This window comes from Pseudomonas petroselini, assembly GCF_045037875.1.
Taxonomy (GTDB): Bacteria; Pseudomonadota; Gammaproteobacteria; order Pseudomonadales; family Pseudomonadaceae; genus Aquipseudomonas; species Aquipseudomonas petroselini.
The window spans coordinates 2,799,402-2,815,861 of record NZ_CP173614.1 but is presented as its reverse complement, the minus strand read 5'-3'; the positions used below and the strand labels follow the sequence as shown (position 1 = coordinate 2,815,861).

At 59.8% G+C, this 16,460-nt stretch carries 16 protein-coding genes; 7 read left to right on the top strand and 9 right to left on the bottom strand.

Annotated elements, in window-relative coordinates:
* From ACI512_RS13210 to fabB, 4 genes are all read left to right on the top strand, one after another.
* Nucleotides 1–930: an ABC transporter substrate-binding protein gene (locus tag ACI512_RS13210; protein WP_231809710.1), complete on the top strand. Its 930-nt coding sequence runs from the start codon at nucleotides 1–3 to the stop codon at nucleotides 928–930.
* Nucleotides 927–2,828 (top strand): ATP-binding protein, encoded by a 1,902-nt coding sequence (locus tag ACI512_RS13205; RefSeq protein WP_236381216.1) that lies wholly within the window; start codon nucleotides 927–929, stop codon nucleotides 2,826–2,828. The genes ACI512_RS13210 and ACI512_RS13205 overlap by 4 nt, the downstream gene beginning before the upstream one ends.
* A gap of 249 nt (nucleotides 2,829–3,077) precedes the next feature.
* Entirely contained in the window at nucleotides 3,078–3,593 is a 516-nt protein-coding gene (fabA, locus tag ACI512_RS13200; RefSeq protein WP_010211704.1) for a 3-hydroxyacyl-[acyl-carrier-protein] dehydratase FabA, read from the top strand.
* Nucleotides 3,594–3,604: 11 nt separating this feature from the next.
* Nucleotides 3,605–4,825, top strand: coding sequence for a beta-ketoacyl-ACP synthase I (gene fabB, locus ACI512_RS13195; RefSeq protein ID WP_012723103.1), 1,221 nt, complete (start codon nucleotides 3,605–3,607; stop codon nucleotides 4,823–4,825).
* Between the two features lie 139 nt (nucleotides 4,826–4,964).
* Here the strand turns inward: fabB and ACI512_RS13190 are convergent, their stop codons facing one another.
* Nucleotides 4,965–5,987, bottom strand: coding sequence for an amidohydrolase family protein (locus ACI512_RS13190; RefSeq protein WP_236381215.1), 1,023 nt, complete (start codon nucleotides 5,985–5,987; stop codon nucleotides 4,965–4,967).
* A gap of 139 nt (nucleotides 5,988–6,126) precedes the next feature.
* Here ACI512_RS13190 and ACI512_RS13185 point away from each other — a divergent pair, with 139 nt between their 5' ends.
* Together ACI512_RS13185 and ACI512_RS13180 are read left to right on the top strand one after the other, a co-directional pair.
* Nucleotides 6,127–6,543, top strand: a complete 417-nt coding sequence (locus ACI512_RS13185) for an OsmC family protein (protein WP_012723101.1) — start codon at nucleotides 6,127–6,129, stop codon at nucleotides 6,541–6,543.
* Between the two features lie 64 nt (nucleotides 6,544–6,607).
* The gene (locus tag ACI512_RS13180; protein WP_064052881.1) at nucleotides 6,608–7,474 is read left to right on the top strand and encodes a pirin family protein; all 867 of its coding nucleotides are present in this window, start codon (nucleotides 6,608–6,610) and stop codon (nucleotides 7,472–7,474) included.
* 54 nt (nucleotides 7,475–7,528) lie between these two features.
* On the opposite strand, the gene ACI512_RS13175 is transcribed toward ACI512_RS13180, so the two are convergent.
* The 4 genes from ACI512_RS13175 to ACI512_RS13160 all read right to left on the bottom strand — a co-directional run bounded on the left by ACI512_RS13175 (nucleotide 7,529) and on the right by ACI512_RS13160 (nucleotide 11,243).
* Nucleotides 7,529–8,257, bottom strand: a complete 729-nt coding sequence (locus tag ACI512_RS13175) for a dienelactone hydrolase family protein (RefSeq protein ID WP_236381213.1) — start codon at nucleotides 8,255–8,257, stop codon at nucleotides 7,529–7,531.
* Nucleotides 8,258–8,323: 66 nt separating this feature from the next.
* Entirely contained in the window at nucleotides 8,324–10,228 is a 1,905-nt protein-coding gene (gene htpG / locus ACI512_RS13170) for a molecular chaperone HtpG (protein ID WP_043205029.1), read from the bottom strand.
* Between the two features lie 89 nt (nucleotides 10,229–10,317).
* Nucleotides 10,318–10,770, bottom strand: a complete 453-nt coding sequence (locus tag ACI512_RS13165; protein WP_064052883.1) for a PaaI family thioesterase — start codon at nucleotides 10,768–10,770, stop codon at nucleotides 10,318–10,320.
* Nucleotides 10,767–11,243 (bottom strand): PaaI family thioesterase, encoded by a 477-nt coding sequence (locus ACI512_RS13160; protein WP_064052884.1) that lies wholly within the window; start codon nucleotides 11,241–11,243, stop codon nucleotides 10,767–10,769. The genes ACI512_RS13165 and ACI512_RS13160 overlap by 4 nt, the downstream gene beginning before the upstream one ends.
* 158 nt (nucleotides 11,244–11,401) lie before the next feature.
* On the opposite strand from ACI512_RS13160, the gene ACI512_RS13155 reads away from it, so the two are divergent.
* Nucleotides 11,402–11,653, top strand: coding sequence for a hypothetical protein (locus ACI512_RS13155; protein WP_012723095.1), 252 nt, complete (start codon nucleotides 11,402–11,404; stop codon nucleotides 11,651–11,653).
* A 90-nt stretch (nucleotides 11,654–11,743) separates the two neighbouring features.
* On the opposite strand, the gene ACI512_RS13150 is transcribed toward ACI512_RS13155, so the two are convergent.
* From ACI512_RS13150 to sucC, 4 genes are all read right to left on the bottom strand, one after another.
* Nucleotides 11,744–12,481, bottom strand: coding sequence for a DUF599 domain-containing protein (locus ACI512_RS13150; protein ID WP_012723094.1), 738 nt, complete (start codon nucleotides 12,479–12,481; stop codon nucleotides 11,744–11,746).
* 196 nt (nucleotides 12,482–12,677) lie between these two features.
* Nucleotides 12,678–13,991: a branched-chain amino acid transport system II carrier protein gene (gene brnQ / locus ACI512_RS13145; RefSeq protein WP_046033847.1), complete on the bottom strand. Its 1,314-nt coding sequence runs from the start codon at nucleotides 13,989–13,991 to the stop codon at nucleotides 12,678–12,680.
* A gap of 416 nt (nucleotides 13,992–14,407) precedes the next feature.
* Entirely contained in the window at nucleotides 14,408–15,289 is an 882-nt protein-coding gene (gene sucD, locus ACI512_RS13140; RefSeq protein ID WP_003210566.1) for a succinate--CoA ligase subunit alpha, read from the bottom strand.
* Nucleotides 15,289–16,455 (bottom strand): ADP-forming succinate--CoA ligase subunit beta, encoded by a 1,167-nt coding sequence (sucC, locus tag ACI512_RS13135; RefSeq protein WP_003210567.1) that lies wholly within the window; start codon nucleotides 16,453–16,455, stop codon nucleotides 15,289–15,291. Before sucC ends, sucD begins: the two co-directional genes overlap by 1 nt.
* Nucleotides 16,456–16,460: the final 5 nt, after the last annotated feature.

The window sequence follows — 16,460 nt, the reverse complement described above, 5'->3', positions numbered from 1 at the left end:
ATGGGCGACTCGTCACGGATGACCTGCTTATTTATCACTTCGCTCTGGCGCCGCGCTGTGCTGCTGGCCTGCCTGCTATGGGCCGCGCCGGCCTGGAGCGCCGACATCCTGCTGACCGCCGCCGAAGACGGCGCAGGCGTGCAGGCTTTTGCCCAGGCCCTGGCCCAGCAACGCCCCGAAGACCACGTCACCTTCACGCCCCTCAACGACTTGCCGGCGCCCAGCCGCCTGCCGGCCAGCACGCGCTTGATCCTGCTGGACCTGCCCGGCCTCGACTGGCGCCTGCAAGACACCCAGGGCCCGCCGACCCTGGTACTGCGCATCAGTCGGCTGCAGGCGCACCAACGCCTGGGCACAACGCAGCACCCACGCATCAGCCTATTGTGGAGCGACCCTGCGCAGGAGCGCCAACTGCGGCTGATCGCCGCCATCCTGCCCCAAGCGCGGCGCATCGGCGTGCTCTACAGTGCCGACAGTGAATTCCTCCTGCCCGAACTGCGCCAACACGCCAAGCCCCTCGGCCTGGAGATCGTGCCGCAGCGCTGGGACAACACCAGCGACAGCCGGCCACTGCAAACCTTGTTCAGGAACAGTGACGTGCTGCTCGGCCTCGATGACCCGCAGCTGTACAACCCGAAAACCGCGAAGAACCTGCTGCTGAGCAGCTACGCCCAGCAATTGCCGCTGGTGGGGCCAAATGCCGGATTTGTACGCGCAGGCAGCCTGGCCAGCACCTACAGCGACCAGACCGACTGGCTGGCGGTACTCGACCGCCTGCTGGACCTTGCGCCGGCGAACTGGCCGCACTCGCTGTACCCGGAACATTTCAAAGTCGTGGGCAACCCGCAGGTTGCGCGCTCATTGGGGATCGAACAGGTGGACGAAGCCAACGTCGCCCTGCGATTGGCCGAAGGAGAAAAACGCCCATGACCTTGCGTCGTCGTTGGGACATCAACACCCGCACCCAGCTCATCACCCTGGGACCGGCGCTGTTGCTGACGTTGCTGTTGATCAGCTTCTTCACCTTCGTGCGTATCCAGGACCTGCGCCAGGAACTGGACCACACCGGCCAACTGATCGCCAACCAACTGGCGCCCGCCACCGAGTACGGGGTGATATCCGGCAACAACGATGTGCTCGACAGCCTGTTGCGCGCCACATTGGCCACGCCCCATGTGCGCTTCCTGGAGATCCAGGACAGCAGCGAAAACATCCTGGTGTATGTCGAACAACCGTCGGAAAAGCACGACCGCTCACTGTCGGTAAAAGTCTTCCAGGCACCGATCCGCCTGCAACACATCCAGTTGGGCAATGACTTTTTCCAGGACAACCTCAACGAATCCAAGGCACCGCGTGCGGACTACCTGGGCCGGGTAATCGTCGGCATGTCCAACGATGCGTTCAGCCAGCGTCAGCAGGAGATCCTGTTCAAGGCCGGCATCCTGGCGCTGTTCGCCCTGTTGTTCACCTTCCTGCTCGCCCGGCGCCTGGCCGCCAGCCTGTCGCAGCCGATCAGTGCCATGGGCAACGCGGTCAAGGCCATCCAGCAGGGCGACTACAAGACGCCACTGCCCATCGTGGATGACTCGGAGCTGGGCGACCTGTCGCGGCATATCAACAACCTCGCCGAAGGCCTCAACCAGGCCAGTCGCGAGCAGCAACAGGCCATGGCCCAGCTGATCCAGACCCGCGAAGAGGCCGAGCGCGCCAACAACGCCAAGTCGGATTTCCTGGCGATGATGAGTCATGAGCTGCGCACGCCCATGAACGGCGTGCTCGGCATGTTGCAGTTAATGGAAACCACCGAGATGACCGAGGAGCAGAGCGAATACGCGGCGCTCGCCTCCGAATCCACTGAACACTTGCTCAAGGTCATCAACGACATCCTCGACTTCTCGCGTATCGAGCGCGCCGCGCTGGAACTGGAGCATATTCCGTTCAACCTGGCGGACCTGATCAACAGCTGCGCCCAGGCGTTCCAGCACAGCGCCCAGCAGCGTGGGCTGGCGCTGCAGCTGTCGATTCCGCAAGGAATGGACGCCTTGCGGGTGCAGGGTGACCCGACGCGGATCCGCCAGATCCTGGTGAACCTGATCGGCAATGCATTGAAGTTCACCGAGAACGGCAGCGTCAGCGTCGAGCCGCATTGGCAAACCCTCGACCATGACCTGGTGTGGTTCACCTGCACCGTGCGTGACAGCGGCATCGGGATTTCCGCCGACCGCCTGGAATTGATGTTCGATGCGTTCCAACAGGCCGACAGTTCCATTTCAAGACGTTACGGCGGCACCGGGCTGGGCCTGCCCATCGCCCGTACCCTGGCTGAACGCATGGGCGGCACGCTGCGCGCCCAAAGCGAGGAAAACCGCGGCTCGGTGTTCACCCTGGAAATCCCCCTGGCCATCGACCAGCACAGCGTCCCCGCCGTCGCTGCCGATACCGACGGCAAAGCCAGCGCCGGCAATGGCCGCCATGTGCTGCTGGTGGAAGACAACCCCGTCAACCGTACGGTGGTCGAAGCCATGCTACGCAGCCTGGGCTTTGAAGTCAGCCTGGCCACCGACGGTGCCGAGGCGATCCGCAGCGCCGAGAGCCTGATTTTCACGGCGATCCTGATGGATTGCCGGCTGCCGTTGATTGATGGTTACGAGGCCACCCGACAGATTCGTCAGCTGCCGGGTTGCGCCGACCTGCCCATCATCGCCCTGACGGCCAACGCCTTGCAGGGTGACCGTGAAGCGTGTCTGGCGGCGGGAATGAACGATTACCTGGCCAAGCCGTTCAAACGCACGGATTTGCAGCAAATCCTACAGCGATGGGTGCAATAGCGCCGCGCCATCAGCCAACTCCGACTGGCGTGAAAGACGAAAGTGCGGCAGTCTTAGGCACCCGAACGGGCCCATAAACAGGCCCGGTTTAAAATTTCAGTGAACAAGTGTACATTCAGTACCTTGCCGCTGTGACTTTCACTACAACGCAATAGTCTATGTGTAGGCTGCCGACATGAGGCATGAACGCTTCATTCGGTTCGGGAAGATTTGCCCTACCCTGCCGCATGGGATTATTGAGGAGCTCGCATGACCAAACAAAACGCCTTTACTCGGGAAGACCTGCTGCGCTGCAGTCGCGGTGAGCTGTTCGGCCCAGGTAACGCGCAACTGCCCGCCCCCAACATGCTGATGGTGGATCGCATCACCCATATCAGTGAAGAGGGTGGCAAGTACGGCAAAGGTGAATTGGTCGCCGAGCTGGATATCACCCCGGACCTGTGGTTCTTCGCTTGCCATTTCGAAGGCGACCCTGTGATGCCAGGCTGCCTGGGCCTTGACGCCATGTGGCAGCTGGTCGGTTTCTTCCTCGGCTGGCAAGGCCTGCCGGGCCGCGGCCGTGCCCTGGGTTCGGGCGAAGTGAAGTTCTTTGGCCAGGTCCTGCCGACCGCCAAGAAAGTCACCTATAACATTCAAATCAAGCGCGTCCTCAAGGGCAAGCTGAACCTGGCCATCGCCGATGGTTCGGTGAGCGTTGACGGTCGCGAGATCTATACTGCCGAAGGCCTTCGGGTCGGCGTATTCACTTCCACTGACAACTTTTAAGGGTTATCCGCATGCGCCGCGTCGTTATCACTGGTCTGGGCATCGTTTCTTGCCTGGGCAATGACAAAGAGACCGTCACCGCTAACCTGCGTGCAAGTCGCCCTGGCATCCGCTTCAACCCGGAATATGCCGAAATGGGTCTGCGTAGCCAGGTTTCCGGCTCCATCGACCTGCCCCTCGAAGAGCTGATCGATCGCAAGATCTATCGCTTCGTCGGCCACGCTGCCGCCTACGCCTACCTGGCGATGAAAGACGCAATCGCCGACTCCGGCCTGAGCGAAGACCAGGTATCGAACGTACGCACCGGCCTCATCGCCGGTTCCGGCGGCGCATCCACCCTGAACCAGATGGAAGCGCTGGACATCCTGCGCGAAAAAGGCGTGAAGCGCGTTGGCCCGTACCGTGTAACGCGGACCATGGGCAGCACTGTTTCCGCCTGCCTGGCCACGCCGTTTGCAATCAAGGGCGTGAACTACTCGATCTCCTCCGCGTGCGCCACCAGTGCTCACTGCATCGGGACTGCCGTTGAGCAGATCCAGCTGGGCAAGCAGGACATCGTGTTCGCCGGCGGCGGTGAAGAAGAGCATTGGAGCCAGTCGTTCCTGTTCGACGCCATGGGCGCACTGTCTACCCAATACAACGAAACCCCGGAAAAAGCCTCCCGCGCCTACGACGCCAAGCGTGACGGTTTCGTCATCGCCGGCGGTGGCGGCATGGTGGTCGTCGAGGAGCTGGAACACGCTCTGGCCCGTGGTGCCAAGATCTACGCGGAAATCGTCGGCTACGGCGCGACCTCCGATGGCTACGACATGGTTGCCCCAAGCGGTGAAGGCGCCATCCGTTGCATGCAGATGGCAATGTCCACCGTGGACACCCCAATCGACTACCTGAACACCCACGGCACCTCGACTCCGGTCGGCGATGCCAAGGAAATGGAAGGCGTGCGCGCGGTGTTCGGCGACAAGGCTCCGGCCATCAGCTCCACCAAGAGCCTGTCCGGTCACTCCCTGGGCGCCGCTGGCGTTCACGAAGCGATCTACTGCCTGCTGATGATGGAAGGCAACTTCATGGCCGGTTCGGCCAACATCGACGAGATTGATCCGGTTGTGGCTGATATGCCGATCCTGACCAAGACCGTTGAGAACGCAAAAATCGACACCGTGATGAGCAACAGCTTCGGCTTTGGTGGCACTAACGCTACCTTGGTGCTGAAACGCTGGCAGGGTAAATAAACCCCGCAGGTTGATCACATGAAAAGCCCCGACTGGTTCGGGGCTTTTTTATGCGTGTTGATGTCGGTGAGTTTCTGTTCGTTCTGCGCCAACGCCTGGGGTCACGATTGACCAACAGGCGCAAGACCAAAACGCGATATCAACGTGCCGCACCCTCGCGCGCCGCTTTAGGCAGGATGGCCAAGAAGTTGTCCCGCGCGACTTTTTGCGCAACGTCCTCGGGCAAGGCATCCAGAAAAGGGTCAAAGCGGCGCATTTCCTTACCCAGCTTGTTGAAGCGCCCTACTACGTCAGAGCCCAGCATGAAGCGCTCTGGAAAGCGCTCTACCAGCTTTACCCACTCCGGGCGCGGCTGACCCCCATCATCCAGCAAGTACGGCGTGAGCATGCTCCAGGACAGGTCGATATACAGGTTCGGATAGGCCTCCAGCATGCGGCTCAAGGTAGGCAACAAAAAGTCCATCCGCACCTGATGGCGGTGGATCTCCTTGCTGGTGCCGGCATGCGCCCAGATGAAGCGGGTGTGGGGATGGTTGCGCAGCGGCTCCTCCATTTCCGCCAGGTACAGCGGGTTGCGCTCGCGCTTGGAGGTGATGTTGGAGTGCAGCATCACCGGCAGGTCGTTCTCCGCCGCCAAGTGATAGATGCGGGTCATGGCTTCGTTATTGGCGCGCGGGGTGTCGCCCGCAGTGATGGCCGTCAGGTCATCATGGCGCGTGAAGACTTCGCCGATGCCCTGCCACAGCCCAGGGTTGAGGTCGAGCATGCGCTGGATATGGGCATCGGAGTTCTTGTCGTTGGGGTTGAAGCCCGACAGAAACGGGTGAAAACGCTGGCGCTGCTCAGGGGTCAGTTTGTTGACCGCTGCGGCCACGATCACATCGGTTGCGCTGTACCAGTAGGCATCGGCGTCGTCACCGGCGTAATAGCGTGGGCGCTTGGGTTCGTCTTCGTGCCATTTCTTCGCCACTGGAATGCCGGAAATCATCACGTGCTCGATGCGGTTGTCGGCCATGGCCTTGAGCAGCTTGTCCATGCCCGCCGTTTCCTGGAAGAAATCCACGTAATGCAGGTGCGCGTCGCTGTAGGCATAGTCGCGGGCCTGCGCGGCAAGGCTGCCGGCGGCGAGCAACAGGGCAAGAGTCAGGCGAGTCCTGGGCACGGTAAAACCTCGATATGGGCTGATACGGGTAGACCTTGCGCGGCGTGCCGCGGTTCATCCCCAAAAAACGTGGAACACTGAAGTGCCAGCATGCTCTATAACTGCATGACCTTCATCCTGCCACCCTGTGAGGTTTGCCATGCCTGTTACCGTGAACACCCTGAACCAGGACAACTTTCGCCACAGCGTCAACATCAACAACCATGAGTTGTTTACCGACCTGCCCAAAAGCCTGGGCGGTGACGATTCGGCGCCCTCCCCCCATGACTACTTCGATGCCGCCCTGGCGTCGTGCAAGGCCCTGACCCTCAAGCTCTACGCCCAGAAAAAAGACATCCCGCTCACCGGTGTCACCGTGGAGGTCACCCACGACGCCGCCGAGGAACAGAAGGGCAAATACAAACTCAACGTCAAGCTGACCCTTAAAGGTGTGCTCACCGATGAGCAGCGCGATGAGCTGCACCGCGTGGCCGACCGCTGCCCAGTGCACAAGCTGATGACCACTGCCGAGATCAGCATCGACACTCAACTGTCGGAAGGCGCCTTCAGCCAATAGCGGCAACCTCCCGTCGAGCGGGTTATGCTCAGCACTCTCCAACCCGCTCAGACTGGGACGCACCATGAACACCCTCACCGTGATTCGCCCTCGCGCCGAAGACGTCGAAGGCCAACCGATCCTGCGCCCGCTGCCATCACGGGAATGCCGCAGCGTCGGGCCTTTTGTGTTTTTCGACCATATGCTGCTCACCCGCTATGCACCGGGCGATGGCATGAATATCCGCCAACATCCGCATATCGGGCTGTCCACGCTGACGTACCTGTTCGAAGGGGTATTGCAACACAAGGACAGCTTGGGCTCGGACCAGGTGGTGCAGGCAGGCGACGTCAGTTGGATGACCGCCGGCAGCGCGATTGCTCACGTCGAGCGTACGCCCGAGGCGGTCAGGCCCCATGGTTTCAGCCTGCATGGGCTGCAAGTGTGGCTGGCCTCACCCAAGGACCACGAGACCGGGCCAGGCCACTACAGTCATCACCCGGCCGCGAGCCTGCCGGTGAGCGACAACCTGGGCGTGCAGATCCGCCTGATCGCGGGCGACGGTTTTTGCCTCAAATCGCCGGTGCCGGTGCTTTCGCCCACCTTGTATGCCGAGGTGCAAATGCAAACGGCCACCACGCTGCTGATCCCGGATGAGCATGAGGAACGTGCGGTGTATGTGCTGGAGGGCGAGGCTCAGTTGGACGGTGAGGCGCTAGAGGTGCACAGCCTGGTGGTGTTGCCGGCCGAACGGGAGATGACGTTGTCTGCCGATACCGATTGTCACCTGGTCTTAATTGGCGGCGCGGCGCTGGATGGGCCACGGCGGATCAATTGGAATTTTGTCGCGAGTGATCCGGCGGTGATCGAGCAGGCCAGGCAGCGCTGGGCGGCTGGGGATTGGCCGACGGTGCCGGGTGAGTCTGAAAGAATTGAGTTGCCAGTGAGATAGCCATCGGGGGCGGTGCGACTTGCCCCCGATGAAGCCCTGACAGGCGCTGAAGAATCAGCCCCTGAACACTTCATCCAACACGTTATGCATCGACCGGAAGGCCCGCTCAGCAGTCTTCGCGTCGTACATCATCTTGCCCGGCACATTCGCATCCGGGTCGGTGAAGGAGTGCACCGCGCCGCCGTAGCTCAGCAATTGCCAATCCACACCGGCCGCGTTCATTTCATCTTCAAACGCCGGCAGTTGCTCTTTCGGCACCAAGGGGTCCGAGGCACCGTGCAGCACCAGCACTGAGCCCTTGATGTTCTTCGCATCCGCCGGGTTAGGCGTGTCGAGGGTACCGTGGAACGAGATAGCCGCCTTGAGCGGTGCACCGGTACGCGCCAGCTCCAGGGAGCAGCAACCGCCGAAGCAGAAACCAAAAGTCGCCAGCTTGGACGTATCAACCGCTGCCTCAGTCTGGCCCTGCAGCTGCTCAAAGGCCGCCTGCATACGTTTGTTCAGCAACGCGCGATCATCCTTCAACGGCATCATCGCCGCACCGGCTTCATCGCCGTTCGACGGACGCACAGTCTGCCCGTACAGGTCGGCGATCAACACCACATAGCCGTTGCTCGCCACGCGCTTGGCGATCTCTTCGGCACCCGCACTCACCCCCATCCAATTCGGCGCCATCAACAGGCCCGGCAGCGGACCCTTGTGGCTGGCATCGAACGCCAGGCGGCTTTCATAGGACTGGCCATCAATCTGATAGACCACGGAACGCACAGTGACTTGGCTCATCATTTTCTCCAGTTGAGGTGCAGTAGAACGAAAAAACCCGCCGAAGCGGGTTTTTCTACAACGGTGTTAAACCGACAGTTCAACCAACAGCTTGTTCAGTCGGCGCACATACGCGGCCGGATCTTTGAGGCTGTCACCAGCGGCCAGGGCCGCCTGGTCGAAGAGGATGTGCGACAGGTCGCCAAAACGCTCTTCGCTCTGCTCGCCGTCGAGTTTCTCGATCAGCGGGTGAGCCGGGTTGAATTCGAAGATCGGCTTGGAATCCGGCACCTTCTGACCGCTGGCTTCAAGGATCTGGCGCATCTGCATGCCCAGGTCCTGCTCGCCGATGGCCAAAATCGCCGGGGAGTCGGTCAGGCGGTGGGAAACCCGCACTTCGCTGACGGCATCGCCCAGGGAAGCCTTGATCCGCTCGACCAGACCTTCTTTGGACTTGGCGACTTCTTCGGCTTCTTTCTTCTCTTCTTCGGAGTCCAGGTTGCCCAGGTCCAGGTCACCACGGGCCACGTCGACGAAGGACTTGCCGTCGAACTCGTTGAGATAGCTCATCAGCCACTCATCGATACGGTCGGTCAGCAGCAGCACTTCGATGCCTTTCTTGCGGAAGACTTCCAGGTGCGGGCTGTTCTTGACCTGAGCGTAGGTTTCGCCGGTAAGGTAGTAGATCTTGTCCTGACCTTCCTTGGCGCGCGCCAGGTACTCGGCCAGGGACACCACCTGCTCACCATCGTCACCCTGGGTGGAGGCAAAACGCAGCAGGCCGGCGATTTTTTCCTTGTTGGCAAAATCTTCCGCCGGGCCTTCTTTCATGACCTGGCCGAAGTTTTTCCAGAAGCCTTTGTATTGCTCAGGCTCGTTCTTCGCCAGTTTTTCCAGCATGTCGAGCACGCGCTTGGTCAGCGCCGACTTCATGGAGTCGATGATCGGGTCTTTCTGCAGGATTTCCCGCGACACGTTCAGCGACAAATCGTTGGAGTCGACGACGCCTTTGATAAAGCGCAGGTACAGCGGCAGGAAGGATTCGGCCTGGTCCATCACGAACACGCGCTGGACGTAGAGCTTGAGGCCTTTTGGCGCTTCACGCTGGTACAGGTCGAACGGAGCACGGGCCGGTACGTAGAGCAGCGAACTGTATTCCAGCTTGCCTTCGACCTTGTTGTGGCTCCAGCTCAGCGGGTTTTCGTAGTCATGACCGATGTGCTTGTAGAACTCCTGGTATTCCTCGTCCTTGATCTCGGTACGCGGACGGGTCCACAGGGCGCTGGCACGGTTGACCACTTCCCATTCCTGGGCAGGCGTCTCTTCGCCTTCGGCGGCCGCTTGTTCTTTCGGCAGTTCGATCGGCAGGGCGATGTGGTCGGAGTACTTCTTGACGATGTTGCGCAGGCGCCAGCCATCGGCGAACTCGTCTTCACCGTCTTTAAGGTGCAGCACGATACGGGTACCCCGATCGGCCTTGTCGACGGTGGCGATTTCGAACTCGCCCTCGCCTTTGGACGACCAGTGCACGCCTTCGCTGGCGTCGAGGCCGGCACGGCGGCTGAATACCTCAACCTTGTCAGCGACGATAAAGGCCGAATAGAAGCCCACGCCGAATTGGCCGATCAGGTGCGAATCTTTTTTCTGGTCGCCCGACAGGTTCTTCATGAAATCGGCGGTGCCCGATTTGGCGATGGTACCCAGGTGGGTGATCGCGTCTTCGCGGCTCATGCCGATGCCGTTGTCTTCGAGGGTGACGGTCTTGGCGTCTTTGTCGAAGCTCACACGGATTTTCAGTTCCGCGCCACCTTCCAGCAACTCAGGCTTGGACAGGGCTTCGAAACGTAATTTGTCGACAGCGTCAGAGGCGTTCGAGATCAATTCGCGAAGGAAGATTTCCTTGTTGGAATACAGCGAATGGATCATGAGGTGCAGCAGTTGCTTCACCTCGGTCTGGAAGCCCAGGGTTTCCTTTTGAGTTTCCACACTCATGGTCATCAAACTCCAATTGGATGGCAGTGGCCGCGCCCTGAAGGGTTGGCGGCGGGTTGTCATCAAAGTTGGGGGCTAAGACTAGGATTTCAAGGGCGGCTTGGTTCCTCGATCTTGAAATGCGCGCGAGCGGTGGCGATGGGCTCCGCCGCCGTGCTTTGCCAGGCGGTAATCGCCACATTGGCCACCCGTCGGCCTTGGCGCCACACCTGGCATTTGGCGTAAGTGTCGCGAAATTGGCCGGCGCGCAGGTAATCCAGGGAAAAATCGATGATTTTCGGGATACCCGGTGTGCCAGTAAACACCAGCAGGTGCAGCGCCGCCGACAGCTCCATAAAACCCGCGATCACCCCGCCGTGCAGCGCCGGCAATATAGGGTTACCAATATTGTCCTTGTTGGCCGGCAGGCGAAACAGCAGCTCATCCCCCAGCCGGGTGCATTCGATGCCAATCAGTTTGGCGTAGGGAATCAGCTCGAGCAGCGCCGCGTAGTCGCCGCGCTCATGGGCTTGTTCCAGACGGGTCTTGAAGCGGTGCGTCATGCCTGCTCTCCCTTGATCGTGCTGCTCAACCCTTGTGTGCCCTTGAGGCGCTTACCCATGCGCATGAAGGTACCGACCACATGCGCAATGGGCTGCTGCGGGTCATCCTGATAGGCGAATCCACGGGTAAAAATCACGTCGGCAGTCACTCGGTAGCATTGAGCAAAGCCGTAGACGGGCTTGCGCGGCTCGGCGGGATGCATGTAGTCGATGCGCAGGTCCAGGGTCGGGCACACCTCGAACTCCGGCAACACACACAGGGTGGCCATGCCGCAGGCGGTGTCCATCAGCGAGGTCAGCGCGCCGCCATGGATCACTCCGGTCCGCGGGTCACCGACCAAATGCAGCGCATAAGGCATGACCAGCGTGATGCCCTCCTCGCTGGCCTGATAAGCGGCAATACCCAGTACCTGACAGTGGCGCAAGGCCGATACAAAACGCTTCGCACGCTCTAACAAAGGATTTTCGGTCATGGGCTCCAGACTCTTATGGGTGGGGATATGCCGTGCAGGTGGTACGCGTGAAAGTTCCTTGGCGACCGTGGTTTATATATCTGCGCAATAAAAGGAACTAATGCTGAACGGCCATGCTCGAAAGGCCAGTAGATATCTTCAATAAGGAGAAACACCCCATGCGCAAGACTTTAGCTATTTCCATGATGTTGGCCGCTGCCCTCGGTCTCGCTGCCTGCGATAAAAAATCCGAAGACAAAGCCCAAGATGCCGCCGCGCATTCTGAGCAAGCTCAGAAAGATATGGCGAAAGCTCAGGATAAAGTGAACGACGCTGCGAAAGAAAACGCCGATGCTGCCAAAGCTCAGGCTGAATCGAACGCAGCCGCCGCAAAAGAAGCAGCACCTGCTACGCCTGCCACCGGTTCTTGAGACCGCGGCTTGAAATAGCTTCGCTGCAAAAAGAAAGCCCGCTTAAATAGCGGGCTTTTCTTTGTCTGCTGTTTTTAGTTGACGCGTTAATTAAACAGCCTCTTTCACCGCCTCCGGCGGCGACGTATCCGTCTGTGTATACACCATCACTTGCAGTACGTCGGAATGGAATTCCCGACGGTACAGTACCAACACTACCCCACTGCTCATCAACATGAATAACCAAGGGCTCACAAACCACGCCAGCATGGTCATGCCGAAGTAATAAGCGCGCAGGCCAAAGTTGAACTGGTTGGCGGCCATGGAGATCACCCGCGCCGCGCGCAGTGCAAACGCCTTTCGCTCCTGCTCCGACACATGCCGCTCACCAATCATCGGTGCCGAGCCGACCAGCACCGCCGCGAAGTTGTATTGGCGCATGCACCAACTGAACGTGAAGAACGCATAGACGAACACCAGCGCCAGGCACAACAGCTTGATCTCCGACATGCCTTGGGAAGCCTGCTGCACCATGGGAATGTCGGCCAACAGCGACACCGCGCGTTCCGAGGCACCCAGCACGGTGAGAATACCGGCCAGGATGATCAAGGTACTGGAGGCGAAGAACGAGGCGTTGCGCTCCAGGTTGCCGATCACGCTGGCGTCGGCGATGCGGTTGTCGCGCAGCAGCATGCGGCGCATCCAGTCTTCGCGATACAGGTGCAGCACACTGGCCAGGCAGGCCGTGTCGCGGGCCTTCCAGGTGGCGTAGCGGGTGTAGCCGCCCCAGCAGAGGATGAACCAGAGGGCGGCCAGCAGATGGATCTGATTGGTTTCGACGAACGACATGCGGGTCCTGTTACACAGTGGCGGGTGGCGGAACACGGTCTGAATGTGGGAGCCCGCTCCCACACTGACCGCATTCCAATGTTTAGATTCTGTAGCCTGTTCGACGCTAGCTCAGGCCAAAAGACACTGCCTGATGCCCATAAAAAATGCCCCGTATCGATTGATACGGGGCATTTCAGTGCTGCGCGAACGTGGGTTATGCGATCGCTTCGCTACGCTTGCCGAGCATACGGTCAATCACCACCGCCACAACCAACGTCATCACCGACGGCACCAACCACGCCAGGCCTTGTTCGCTCAGCGGCAGGTTCGCCAGTTGCGACGGCATCCAGCCCGCCAGGCCCGCGCCCTTGAGCGCGTCGATGCAACCGAAGATGAACGACACCAGCATCACCGGGCCAACGATGCGGCCCTGCTCCTGCCAGAAGTCTTTGCAGAAGCTCAGCGCCACCAGCACGATGCACGGCGGGTAGATCGCGGTGAGTACCGGGATCGAGAACGCAATCAGCTTGGTCAGGCCCAGGTTCGACACGAACAGCGAGAACAAAGCCAGGATCACGACCAGCGTCTTGTAGGACAGCGGCAGGATTTTGCTGAAGTACTCAGCACAAGCGCAGGTGAGGCCCACGGCGGTAACCAGGCACGCGAGCGAAATCAACACCGCCAGGAAACCGCTGCCCAGGGAACCGAACGTGTGCTGCACGTAGGCATGCAACACGGCGGCACCGTTCGCCGCACCCGAGGCGACTGCATGGCTGCCCGAGCCGAGGCGGAACAGGCTGATATACACCAGCGCCAGTCCCACACCGGCAATCAGCCCGGCAATGATCGCGTAGCGGGTGATCAGCTTCGGCGACTCGACGCCACGGGAGCGAATGGCATTGACGATCACGATGCCAAATACCAGGGCGCCCAGGGTGTCCATGGTCAGGTAGCCATTGATAAAGCCCTGGGAGAACGGCGCAGCCACGTATTCCGGGGTAGCAACGCCCACGTCACCGGCCGGCAAGGCGAACGCGGCGATACCGAGGATGGCCAGCGCGATGATCTTCAGCGGCGCCAGGAAGCGGCCGACAGTGTCCAACAGACGACCTGGGTACAGGGAGACAAAGAACACCACCAGGAAGTACACCGAGCTATAGAGGAACAGCGCCAGCGGGCTTTCGCCGGTCAGCGGCGCCAGGCCCACTTCGAAGGAGACGGTCGCGGTACGCGGGGTGGCGAACAGCGGCCCTACCGCCAGATACGCCGCCGCCGCGAGCAGGCCACCGGCGATCTTGCCGATCGGGCTGCTCAACGCGTCCATACCGCCACCGACCTTGGCCAGGGCGATCACCGTGACCACCGGCAAACCCACTGCGGTGATCAGGAAGCCCAGCGCTGCCATCCAGACATGAGGCCCGGACTGCAAACCCACGATAGGCGGGAAGATGATGTTGCCGGCGCCCACGAACAGGGCAAACGTCATAAAGCCCAGCGCCAGGATGTCCTGGCTTTTCAACACTTTCATTTGAGGAAATACCACACTACTGAATCGGAATTTAGAGGGGGATTCCCTGTGGATGAGGGAAATACTGCCGGCCCTTATGGGCGCCGAACGGTCTAGCGCGCGGCTTCCTTTTGGGATGCGGGCGCATAAAGAGGCGGCAAGGGTACAGAATTGGGCTGACAAACGCACTGTTGCGGGGCGCACTGTCCGATAAGCGACATATCTATGTCGCATTTTCATACTTAATCTGGCAATGCAGATAAATGTGGGAGGGGGCTTGCCCCCGATGGCGAAGTGTCAGTCACTGTATTTGTTAACTGACCCACTGCAATCGGGGGCAAGCCCCCTCCCACATTTTGATCTTTATTAAACCTCAGAAAGCACAAAGGCCACCCGAAGGTGGCCTTTGCTGGTGAAGCGTCAGTAAAGCGCGAGGCTTACTTGACAGCCCAACCGGTCAGCTCGGACAACGCCTTGCCGATGTCTGCCAGCGAACGCACGGTTTTAACGCCTGCGTCTTCCAGGGCAGCAAACTTCTCGTCTGCAGTACCCTTGCCGCCAGAGATGATTGCGCCCGCATGGCCCATGCGCTTGCCCGCAGGGGCAGTCACACCAGCGATGTAGGAAACAACCGGCTTGGTCACGTGTGCCTTGATGTAGGCAGCCGCTTCTTCTTCAGCCGAACCGCCGATCTCACCGATCATCACGATCGCTTCGGTCTTCGGGTCTTCCTGGAACAGCTTCAGGATGTCGATGAAGTTGGAGCCTGGGATCGGGTCACCGCCGATGCCGACGCAAGTCGACTGACCGAAACCGGCGTCAGTGGTCTGCTTAACAGCTTCGTAGGTCAGGGTGCCGGAACGGGAAACGATACCGACTTTACCTGGCAAGTGAATGTGACCTGGCATGATGCCGATCTTGCATTCGCCTGGCGTGATCACGCCTGGGCAGTTAGGGCCGATCAGGACTACGCCCAGCTCGTCGCACTTAACTTTAGCGTCCAGCATGTCCAGGGTAGGAATGCCTTCGGTGATGCAGACGATCAGCTTGATGCCGCCGAAGGCCGCTTCCAGGATCGAGTCCTTGCAGAAAGGAGCTGGAACGTAGATCACGCTGGCGGTGGCGCCAGTGGCAGCTACAGCGTCTTTCACGGTGTTGAACACAGGCAGGCCCAGGTGCTCGGTGCCGCCTTTGCCCGGCGTTACGCCGCCAACCATCTTGGTGCCGTATTCGATGGCTTGCTGGGTGTGGAAACTACCTTGCGAACCGGTAATACCCTGGCAGATAACTTTGGTGTCTTTATTGATCAGGACGCTCATTATTTGCCCTCCGCAGCTTTGACAACTTGTTGAGCAGCGTCGGTCAGGCTGGTAGCCGCGATGATGTTCAAACCGCTTTCTGCCAGTACTTTAGCGCCCAGTTCAGCGTTGTTACCTTCAAGGCGAACAACAACCGGGATTTTAACGCCAACTTCTTTCACTGCACCGATGATGCCTTCGGCAATCATGTCGCAACGAACGATGCCGCCGAAGATGTTGACCAGTACTGCAGCGACGTTGGAGTCGGACAGGATGATCTTGAAAGCTTCGGTTACGCGTTCTTTGGTAGCACCACCGCCCACGTCGAGGAAGTTGGCTGGTTTGCCGCCATGCAGGTTGACGATGTCCATGGTACCCATGGCCAGGCCAGCACCGTTGACCATGCAACCGATGTTACCTTCCAGGGCTACGTAGTTCAGTTCGAACTTGGCAGCGTGCGCTTCGCGCGGATCGTCTTGCGACGGATCGTGGAAAGTCTTCAGCTTAGGCTGACGGTACATGGCGTTGGCGTCGATGTTGATCTTGGCGTCGAGGCAATGCAGATCGCCGTCAGCCTTGATCACCAGCGGGTTCACTTCCAGCAGGGCCAGATCGTGATCCTGGAACAGTTTGGCCAGACCTACGAAGATCTTGGCGAACTGGGCAACTTGCTTGCCTTCCAGACCCAGCTGGAAAGCCAGCTCGCGACCCTGGAATGGCTGAGCGCCAACCAGTGGATCGATAGTGGCTTTCAGAATTTTTTCTGGGGTTTCTTCGGCGATCTTTTCAATGTCCACGCCACCTTCGGTGGAAGCCATGAACACGATGCGACGGCTCGAACGGTCAACGACAGCGCCCAGGTACAGCTCTTTAGCGATATCAGTGCACGATTCAACCAGGATCTTGGTGACTGGCTGGCCATTGGCATCAGTCTGGTAAGTCACCAGACGCTTGCCCAGCCACTGCTGTGCGAAGGCCTTGGCGTCTTCTTTGCTGCGAACCAGCTTAACGCCGCCCGCTTTACCGCGACCACCAGCGTGGACCTGGGCTTTGACAACCCACTCAGTGCCGCCGATTTTGTCGCAAGCTTCTGCTGCTGCTTCCGGGGTGTCTACTGCGTAGCCCTTGGAAACTGGCAGGCCGTATTCAGCGAACAGCTGCTTACCCTGATACTCGTGAAGATTCATGCTTT

Bases quoted from the DNA above. Each gene is read 5' to 3' on its own strand.
- ACI512_RS13210 (WP_231809710.1), top strand. From the start codon at position 1: ATGGGCGACTCGTCACGGATGACCTGCTTATTTATCACTTCGCTCTGG.
- ACI512_RS13205 (WP_236381216.1), top strand. From the start codon at position 927: ATGACCTTGCGTCGTCGTTGGGACATCAACACCCGCACCCAGCTCATC.
- fabA (WP_010211704.1), top strand. From the start codon at position 3,078: ATGACCAAACAAAACGCCTTTACTCGGGAAGACCTGCTGCGCTGCAGT.
- fabB (WP_012723103.1), top strand. From the start codon at position 3,605: ATGCGCCGCGTCGTTATCACTGGTCTGGGCATCGTTTCTTGCCTGGGC.
- ACI512_RS13185 (WP_012723101.1), top strand. From the start codon at position 6,127: ATGCCTGTTACCGTGAACACCCTGAACCAGGACAACTTTCGCCACAGC.
- ACI512_RS13180 (WP_064052881.1), top strand. From the start codon at position 6,608: ATGAACACCCTCACCGTGATTCGCCCTCGCGCCGAAGACGTCGAAGGC.
- ACI512_RS13175 (WP_236381213.1), bottom strand. From the start codon at position 8,257: ATGAGCCAAGTCACTGTGCGTTCCGTGGTCTATCAGATTGATGGCCAG.
- htpG (WP_043205029.1), bottom strand. From the start codon at position 10,228: ATGAGTGTGGAAACTCAAAAGGAAACCCTGGGCTTCCAGACCGAGGTG.
- ACI512_RS13165 (WP_064052883.1), bottom strand. From the start codon at position 10,770: ATGACGCACCGCTTCAAGACCCGTCTGGAACAAGCCCATGAGCGCGGC.
- ACI512_RS13160 (WP_064052884.1), bottom strand. From the start codon at position 11,243: ATGACCGAAAATCCTTTGTTAGAGCGTGCGAAGCGTTTTGTATCGGCC.
- ACI512_RS13155 (WP_012723095.1), top strand. From the start codon at position 11,402: ATGCGCAAGACTTTAGCTATTTCCATGATGTTGGCCGCTGCCCTCGGT.
- ACI512_RS13150 (WP_012723094.1), bottom strand. From the start codon at position 12,481: ATGTCGTTCGTCGAAACCAATCAGATCCATCTGCTGGCCGCCCTCTGG.
- brnQ (WP_046033847.1), bottom strand. From the start codon at position 13,991: ATGAAAGTGTTGAAAAGCCAGGACATCCTGGCGCTGGGCTTTATGACG.
- sucD (WP_003210566.1), bottom strand. From the start codon at position 15,289: ATGAGCGTCCTGATCAATAAAGACACCAAAGTTATCTGCCAGGGTATT.
- sucC (WP_003210567.1), bottom strand. From the start codon at position 16,455: ATGAATCTTCACGAGTATCAGGGTAAGCAGCTGTTCGCTGAATACGGC.